Origin of the sequence: Streptomyces sp. NPDC059832, from assembly GCF_042731715.1 — a bacterium.
Lineage (GTDB): Bacteria > Actinomycetota > Actinomycetes > Streptomycetales > Streptomycetaceae > Streptomyces.
Genome location: NZ_JBHWIY010000007.1, coordinates 275,417 through 283,173, shown reverse-complemented (window position 1 = coordinate 283,173; position 7,757 = coordinate 275,417). Strand labels below are relative to the sequence as shown.

At 65.9% G+C, this 7,757-nt stretch carries 6 protein-coding genes; all 6 read right to left on the bottom strand.

Translation table 11 applies throughout. From position 1 onward, the window contains the following. Nucleotides 1-141 precede the first annotated feature (141 nt). The gene (locus ACFV8T_RS15530; RefSeq protein ID WP_385327750.1) at nucleotides 142-2,514 is read right to left on the bottom strand and encodes a hypothetical protein; all 2,373 of its coding nucleotides are present in this window, start codon (nucleotides 2,512-2,514) and stop codon (nucleotides 142-144) included. Between the two features lie 41 nt (nucleotides 2,515-2,555). After that, on the bottom strand, nucleotides 2,556-3,551 hold the full coding sequence (locus ACFV8T_RS15525; protein WP_385327748.1) for an aldo/keto reductase: 996 nt from the start codon (nucleotides 3,549-3,551) through the stop codon (nucleotides 2,556-2,558). Between the two features lie 149 nt (nucleotides 3,552-3,700). After that, nucleotides 3,701-4,534 (bottom strand): carbohydrate ABC transporter permease, encoded by an 834-nt coding sequence (locus tag ACFV8T_RS15520; protein ID WP_317862217.1) that lies wholly within the window; start codon nucleotides 4,532-4,534, stop codon nucleotides 3,701-3,703. Between the two features lie 38 nt (nucleotides 4,535-4,572). Further along, the gene (locus ACFV8T_RS15515) at nucleotides 4,573-5,571 is read right to left on the bottom strand and encodes a carbohydrate ABC transporter permease (RefSeq protein WP_385327746.1); all 999 of its coding nucleotides are present in this window, start codon (nucleotides 5,569-5,571) and stop codon (nucleotides 4,573-4,575) included. Next, nucleotides 5,571-6,869, bottom strand: a complete 1,299-nt coding sequence (locus tag ACFV8T_RS15510) for an ABC transporter substrate-binding protein (protein ID WP_385327744.1) — start codon at nucleotides 6,867-6,869, stop codon at nucleotides 5,571-5,573. Before ACFV8T_RS15510 ends, ACFV8T_RS15515 begins: the two co-directional genes overlap by 1 nt. A 444-nt stretch (nucleotides 6,870-7,313) precedes the next feature. Further along, a partial coding sequence (locus ACFV8T_RS15505) for an FCD domain-containing protein (protein WP_385327742.1) occupies nucleotides 7,314-7,757 on the bottom strand: 444 nt, incomplete at its 5' end.

Here is a 7,757-nt window from a genome sequence, read left to right as displayed (position 1 = left end):
GGGGGGCAACTGAAGGAGGGTTCTTCTTGTTGGGGGGGAGGGGGGGGAAAGGGGGGGGGGGGGGAGACAACCCCTCCCCCCCCCCTCCGCCGTTTGCCTGCCGCGAGTCACAGACCGTGGACGGGGACAGGCTCAGTCGGATCAGGCCTGAGGTGCGACCTTGCCTTTCCTCGTGATCCGCACGGTGACCGACCCACCTGCCGGGACTTCGACCTGCGGCCAGTCGAGGAACGCCGTGTACCCAAGGGGGCGGGCTGATTGGCGGGCCGTTTCCGCCAGTACCGACACCCTTGCCGCGTAGGCCGTTCCGTTGGTCAAGCGGACTACGGCCGCCTGACGGCTCTCGCTGACATGCTCGGCCTCGACATGATCAAAGGGAATGAGAATTCCTTCCCCGGGCCGGACGTAGATTCCGGGAAGTTCGAGTGCCATCAAGACACCATTGGTCTCGGTCCAGGAGTTTCTCGTCCTGATGAAATCACCGACGGCACCCTTGCCCTCGGCATCGCTGGGCTGGATCCGCTCCATGCTCGAACCGATGAGGTAGTCGGTGGTGATGTGTCCCGGCATGTTGACGGCCTCGGCTTGGGCATGCTGGATATCGCTGATGAGTTCAGCGTACTTCTTGTCCCCAGTAGCCCGATACAGCTTGAACAGGTGGTCGGCGGAGGACGTACAGACACCGGGCGCGGCATGTTTGTTCTGGCTGCTTGCCCAAACGGCGCCCGCCATCCTTCCCTCCAGCCGCGCGATATCACTGCCTGCCGGAAACAGCGGATCGTACGCAAGAGTCCAGGACGAGCACAGAGCGGCCTGGACCTCGGCGCGATTCAGCCATATCTTCTTTCCGGTGTACTGGTGCAGCGCCATGAATGACTCCAGGAGACCGAACGCCGTTTCGGAGTCCGCATCCTGTGAAATATCCGCGCACGCTCCGCTGGTGAATCCACGGGACTTGATGTCGCGATCGTAGTAGAACTCGGCTGCTTCCTCGGCCGCGGTCAACCAGTCCGGACGGTGGAAGTATTCAGCTGCCAGGGCGAGCCCGGCCGGAGCGATGGCGCCGGCCGTCGAGTTGTACACGGCGATGTCGCCTGTTTCGGGAACGATGTACTGACCGAATTCTCCGTGCTTTCGCCAGGTCCGGGTGAATGCTTCGGCCAGACCGGCCGCGGACAGTTCCCAGGATTCCTTGATGGTGTCGCCGTGCCCTTGTGCCTTCAGGAGCATCACGTGCTTGATCAGCCAGAAGAGCACGTCTCCGTTCTTGCGCACCATCGCCTGCACAGCAGGGAAGTCGGGGTGGGCCTTCTCCGATCGGATCTCGCCGTCTTCGCTGATGAAGCCGTAGAAGAATCCACTCTGCCCCTTCATGCGGGAACAGATGAAGTCAAGCTCTTCGGAGACCCTGTCCCGTTCCGTCGGGTCATTCAGAGCCAACATGGGGTAGGTGTTGATCATTCCGCTGACCCAACCCAGTTGAAAGTGCCTGGAGTTTTCCGGCAGGTAGTAGCGGCCTGCCTTGGTCTCTGTGAAATTTCCTCGGCAGATGTTGGTGCCGAGCTCGGCCAGCTTACTCATCGGAAGCAGGTTGCGAGGCACGGTGGGGCCGGTGAGCGACTTTCGCACATCCATGAATTTTTGCAGGACTGCCGGAATTCCGTCGGCATCGAAGGTGAAAACCTGGAAGCGAATCGAAACCGCGTCACCGGGGGCCCAGTTCGACGCACTGTCACCGCTCGGCCGAAAGTCGCCGAAACCTGCCGCCTGACGGCGCATGACCGGTGCCGAGATGCTGAATTCACAGCTTTCCCTGCTCGCGCTCTCCTCGACCGAGAGCCCACTGTTTCCCAGGCGGGTTCCTTGCTCGGTGAGGACGATCCAGCCCTTTCCGGACTTGGGCGAGAAGAAGCTCATCGCCGGGGCGGCAGTATTGCACGTCTCCAGCTCGATCCGTGAGGTCGCCGCAGCATCGACGGCCAGTCGCGGGTTGTTCGATATCGTCAGCGGTGTCCGTGGGTTGTAGTACATGTCGGCCGGATAGTCCGGATTGTATCCGTTGCCGATGGCGCGATAGCGATTGCCGTTGTAGATGATTCCGGGAATCATCACGTAGTTGGCGGTCTCCCAGCTCTCGAAGGGGAAATCCACGGAGATCGCGGTCTGTTCCGCCGCCCCCTTCTCCAGGGTGCAGGTCAGGGTGACATCCCACCCGTGGCCATCGGGTACCCGCCGCGTATCCCACTTCAGTTGCCACTGTCGCGGTCCGTCGGTCAGCAGGTCGCCGTCGAACTGCTGGGCCCGGCGCAGCGTCGTGCCGTCATATTCCCGAACCGACACCAGGAGGGATCCGTGCAACTCGCGCAGAGCACGGCTGAGTTCCGCAGCCTGGCCACTGGCTCCGGTAACCCCTGCGTCGAGCGATTGGGCTCGCGAGACCGTGGGTTCGAGAGCGATCTTCGCTCCGACTCCGGCGGCCGCCAACAAAGAAAGGCAGTTTCTCCTGTCAAGCATTCTGCAACCATCCTTGTGTGCGTGTTCCAGCGAATTGAGTTTCAGATCGATGTCGGTACAGGCACCGGCACGTCCGGCGGCAGCAGACCCTGGGCACGCAGGGCGAGCCACATCTCCTCAGGTACGGGGTGGCTGATCACCGCGGTGGCGTCCGTCACCTCGGCGGCGCTGCGTGCCCCGAGCAGCACACCGGCGACCGCCGGGTGCCCCAGCGGGAATTGCAGGGCGGCTGCCCGCAGCGGAACCCCGAAGGTCTCGCACAGCGTGCGCAGAGCCAGCGCCCGGTCCAGCAGGTGTGCCGGGGCCGGTGCGTATTCGAAGGTCGCGCCCGGCTGGGGATCGGCGAGGAGGCCCGAGTTGAACACCCCGCCGACCAGCACGGGCACCCTGCGTTGCGCCGCCAGCGGCAGCAGTGCGGCCAGAGCGCTCTGGTCGAGCAGGGAGTAGCGGCCGGCCAGCAGGACCACGTCGATGTCGGTGTCATGGACGAAGCGTGTCGGCATCGCGGTCTGATTCATGCCGACGCCGATCGCGCCGACCATGCCCTCCGCACGCATCCGTTCCAGCTCGGGGTAGGCGCAGTCGAAGGCCTCGCGCTCGTGGCTGTCCGGGTCGTGCAGGTAGACGGTGTCCACGCGATCGAGGCCGAGCCGGGCGAGGCTCTCCTCGACGCTGGTGCGTACACCGCGGGCGCTGAAGTCCCACACCCGTTCGTGGGTGGCCGGGACGGCGAAGCCGTTGGCGAGGTCGTCGCCGGGCAGCCCGGCGCGTGCGCGCAGCAGGCGGCCGACCTTGGTGGACAGCGTGAACTGCGCACGTGGCCGAGTGCGCAGTGCCTCCCCCAGCCGGCGCTCGGACAGGCCGAGTCCGTAGTGCGGAGCGGTGTCGAACGCACGGATGCCGCAGTTCCAGGCGGCCTCCACGGTGGCGGCCGCGTCCTCGTCGCTGACCGCGTGGAACAGGTTCCCCAGGGCGGCGCCACCCAGTGACAGCGCGTCGACGGCGGTGGCGGTGTGCACGGGTGCTGTGGGGTGCATGGGGTGAGGAGTGCCTCTCGCTGAAGGGACGTGAAAGGACATGAACGGGCGTGAAGGGGCGCGAGTGTCCGAAGTCCGCGACATGTGACGGGGGCGGGGCTTGCGTCGGTCCCCGCCCCCCGTCACCTGCCCAGCCGTACCGGCCGATATCAACCCTTCGTCGCTCCTCCTGTGAGGCCCTTGACGAACTGCTTCTGGAAGGCCAGGTAGAAGACGAGGATGGGCAGTGTCGCCAGGAACATGAAGGCGAAGACCGAGCCGAAGTCCGCCTGGTGTTCGCCGATGGCACGGTAGATGCCGACGGTCACCGTGGTGCCTGCTGCCGGGCCCAGGACGATCAGCGGGTTGAGGAAGTCGTTCCAGATCCAGACGCCGAGGAAGATCACCACGCTGGCCGAGGCCGGCCGCATCAGCGGGAAGACCACCTGCCAGAAGGCGCGGAACGCTCCGGCGCCGTCGATCGCCGCGGCTTCTTCGAGCTCTCGGGGGATCGTCTTGGCAAAGCCCGCGAAGACGAACACCCCGAACGGCATGTAGTAGCCGACGTACGCCAGGACCAGTCCGGGCACGCTGCTCATCAGCCCCAGCGTGCGCAGGACTTCGGTGATCGGGGTGAGGATCACCGCGGGTGGCACCATGAGACCGCAGAGCAGGACGACCATGATGACCTTGGACAGGAAGCCGGTCGACCGGGCCAGGTAGTGGCCGAGCATGGCGGAGATCGCGGTGATGACGAGGATGGAGATCACGGTGACCTCCGTGCTGTTGACCAGCCCGTACCAGAAGAGGTGGTCCGGGCGCGACAGCACGCTCTGGATGTTGTCCAGGGTCGGTGGTACCGGGAGGCCGACCGGGTTCGACACGATCGCCGAACCGTCCTTGAACACGTTGACCAGCACGAGGTAGATCGGCAGGAAGAACAGCAGGCCGGCGAGGAGCGCGACGACCGGACGTATCCACGCCCTTGTTCCACCCCTGTTCATGCTCGCGTTCAGGTCCGGGTTCGTCTTCGTGTTCGTGCTCATGCGGACACCTCGCGTTTCTGCAGCCACCCGAGCGCGATCACGGAGACGGTCGCGACCAGGATCAGCATCGCCACGGCCATCGCGGAGGCGTAGCCGACGTGGTTGCCGTTGAACGCGGTCTGGATCACCTGGAAGGCGAGGGTGGATGTGGTGCCGGGGCCGGGGCCGCCGTTGGTGAGCACCTGGATCTGGTCGTAGGCCTTGAATCCGCCGATCAGTGACATGACCGTGTTGATGGTGACGGCGGGTGCCAGCATCGGCCAGGTGACGTGGCGGAACCGCATCAGTGGTCCGCAGCCGTCGATGGCCGCCGCTTCGTGCAACTCCTGCGGGATGCCCTGCAGTCCGGCCAGGTAGATCACCACGCAGAAGCCGAGCCCCTGCCAGGCGATGACCCACGAGACCGTGTAGAGAGCGAGGCTCGGGTCGGAGAGCCAGCCCGGCGGATGGCTCACCCCCAGCTGTCGCAGCATGGAGTTGAGCAGGCCGTCGTCGACGAGGATCGCCTGCCAGATGACGCTGACCACTACGGCGCTCAGCACGACCGGTACGAAGAACACGCTGCGCAGAGCGTTGTACAGCCAGCCGCGCCGGTCGAGCAGCAGGGCGATCGCCAGGCCGCCGGCGTTGGTCACCAGCGTCACGATCACGGTGATGACGACGGTGTTCTGCAGTGCTTTGAGGAAATCGTCGTCGGAGAACAGGCTCGTGAGGTTGGACAGGCCCACCCACCGGGTCGGCGGGTTGAAGGGGTTCTTGTTGGTGAGGCTGTAGCCGGCGGTCATGCCGATCGGCACCAGGACGAGGGCCAGGTAGGCGAGCAGTCCGGGAGCCGCGAAGAGAGCGAAGCGGCCCGGTCCGCCGTTCGGCCGGAAGCGCCGGGACGGTCGCGACGGCTGCCGCGCGGGGGTGTCCTGTGATCGGACCGCTGCCGTGTCCTGCGCCTCGGGCGCGGCAGCGGAACCCTCCGGTCGAGTCAGGGTACGTATGCGCATTATCGGGTGGCCTTGTCCCACTGCTCGTCCATGTAGGCACCGAACTGACGGGCTGTCATGCGGCCGCCGAGGAGATTCTGGACGCCGGCCGCGGCCTTGTCGGCCAGGCCGGGCGGCAGGGAACCGTCACCGGTCTCCTGGGAGAACGAGTTGACGATCCCGTCGTCCTTCTGGGCCTGCCGATACGCCGCCACGGTCTTCTTGTAGACGGGACCCATGGTGCTGGGCGGGCTGTAGCCCTTGATGTCGATGATGAGCCCGTCGGCCTTGACGGCGGCGTCCAGGTTCTTCTGGTCCTCCATGAAGGCCTTGGCCCACTTCTTGGCCAGGGGAACGTCGGAGGCCTTGGAGCTCACCGTCATCCCGCCGCCGAGGACGCCCGGGAGTGCCGGGGCCCCTTGGTCCGTGGGCCACGCGAAGACGCCCGTGTCGAAGTCCGGCTTCTTCGCGTCGGCCGAGGCGGAGAACCAGCTGCCCATCGGATACATCGCGCCCTTTCCGTCACGGAAGGCCTGTTCGGTGTCCGCGTAGGAGCGGGAAAGGCCGGCGCGGTCGATGTATCCCTTGTCCGCGAGGCCGGCGACCTTCTGGGCGGCGGCGACGAACGCCGGGTCGGTGAACTTGACCTTGCCCTTGGCGCGTTGGGACAGCCAGTCCGGCGTCTTCTTGTAGACGTCGGTGGCCACCGTGCAGATCAGCGGGAACATGTCGGCCCAGGAATCCTTGCCGCCACCGCCGACCACGAAGGGGTTGATGCCCTTCTTCTTCAACTTGGCGCTGTCGTCGAGCAGTTCACGGTACGTGTGGGGCGGTGCGTCGATGCCGGCGGCCGCGAAGTCCTTCTTGTTGTAGTAAACGAGCGTCGTCTGGGCGGCGTAAGGCAGCTGGTAGACCTTGCCGTCATAGGTGTTGGCGCGGGGGTTCTCGTACGTCGCGAGTTCCTTGTCCGTCCACGGTGACAGCTTGCCCGCCTCGGCGAATCCGGCGGGGTTCAGGCCGATCATGACGTCCGGGAACTGACCCGTGCTGTCGAGCTGCTTCGCGTACCCGGTGCGGTCGGCGCTGGGCGACACGAGCTTCTTGATCGTCACCCCGGGCACCTTCGCCGAGGCGCGGGCAATCGCGGTGTCCCAGTACTTCGCGTCCAGGTTGGGCGTTTCGAAGGTGAGGAAGGTCAGGGTGACCTTGTCGCCGTCGCCCTTGGACGCACTCGTACCGGAAGTGCCGGCCGTGCACCCGGCCAGGAGGAGAGCACCTGCGAGGGCGGCGGTTCTCGTGAGTATCGGATTGCGCATCATGTCCAACTTCCCCTACCCGTCGTTGTCCGGGGGCGGTACCGAGTCGCTGTCTTGTTCGTACCGAGACGAGAGAGGGAATCCCGCTGCCGACCGTCCACCGAATCCGTCACATGGTTCAGACTCTTCCCAGAGTCCTGCTGCTCTCGGGGGCGACCGCTTCCCCTCAGCGTTCGCCCGTCAGGGCACCTTGGGGTATGGAAGTCCGCGCGCGACGGCATGTCAAGAGATGAGACGGAGTTATTGCCTGAACCAGGGAGGCAATAGATCTGATACATGTCGGTAGAGTTTCGTCGGCCTCTACGGATTCGCTTCGCGGGAACGAGACGCGTCGGTGGTGCGGTTCACGACCCCGGCACGCTTCGACCGCCCCGTCGCCCGGTCGTTTCCGGTGTGGGCGGCGGGGCGGGGCGGCGGGGCGCTACTGATCGAGGCTGTCGTCCGCGGTCACGCCCCGTCCCGGCCGGCGGGAGCGGCGGGAGCGGCGGGAGCGGCGAAAATGCGATTGCGGATCTCTCGCTGGACCTGGAGTTCCGTCGTGTCGATATGGCGGGCCATGAGGGCGGCGGCCTGTTCCTGCTCACCGGCCCCGATCGCTTCCAGGATCGCCAGGTGCTGCTCCGCGGCCCCGGCGAGTGATCCCGGTGCGGAGTCGGCCAGGGCCACGATGGTGACCTGTCGCTGCAGCCGCTGGATCGCGTCGACCAGGCTGGAGAGGAACGCGTTCCCAGCTGCCGCGCCGATCGCCTGATGGAACTCCGCATCGGCCCGGCCGAACGACTCGTGGTCGTCGCGCTCGGCGGCCTCCGCCGAGCGCTGTGCCGCCCCCCGGATCGCACCGAAGTGAAACAGTGTGGCCCGCTCAGACGAGAGCCCTCCGGTCTCGGCCTC

Coding starts and splice junctions, on each gene's coding strand:
- ACFV8T_RS15510 (WP_385327744.1), bottom strand. CDS start 6,869: ATGATGCGCAATCCGATACTCACGAGAACCGCCGCCCTCGCAGGTGCT.
- ACFV8T_RS15515 (WP_385327746.1), bottom strand. CDS start 5,571: ATGCGCATACGTACCCTGACTCGACCGGAGGGTTCCGCTGCCGCGCCC.
- ACFV8T_RS15530 (WP_385327750.1), bottom strand. CDS start 2,514: ATGCTTGACAGGAGAAACTGCCTTTCTTTGTTGGCGGCCGCCGGAGTC.
- ACFV8T_RS15520 (WP_317862217.1), bottom strand. CDS start 4,534: ATGAACAGGGGTGGAACAAGGGCGTGGATACGTCCGGTCGTCGCGCTC.
- ACFV8T_RS15525 (WP_385327748.1), bottom strand. CDS start 3,551: ATGCACCCCACAGCACCCGTGCACACCGCCACCGCCGTCGACGCGCTG.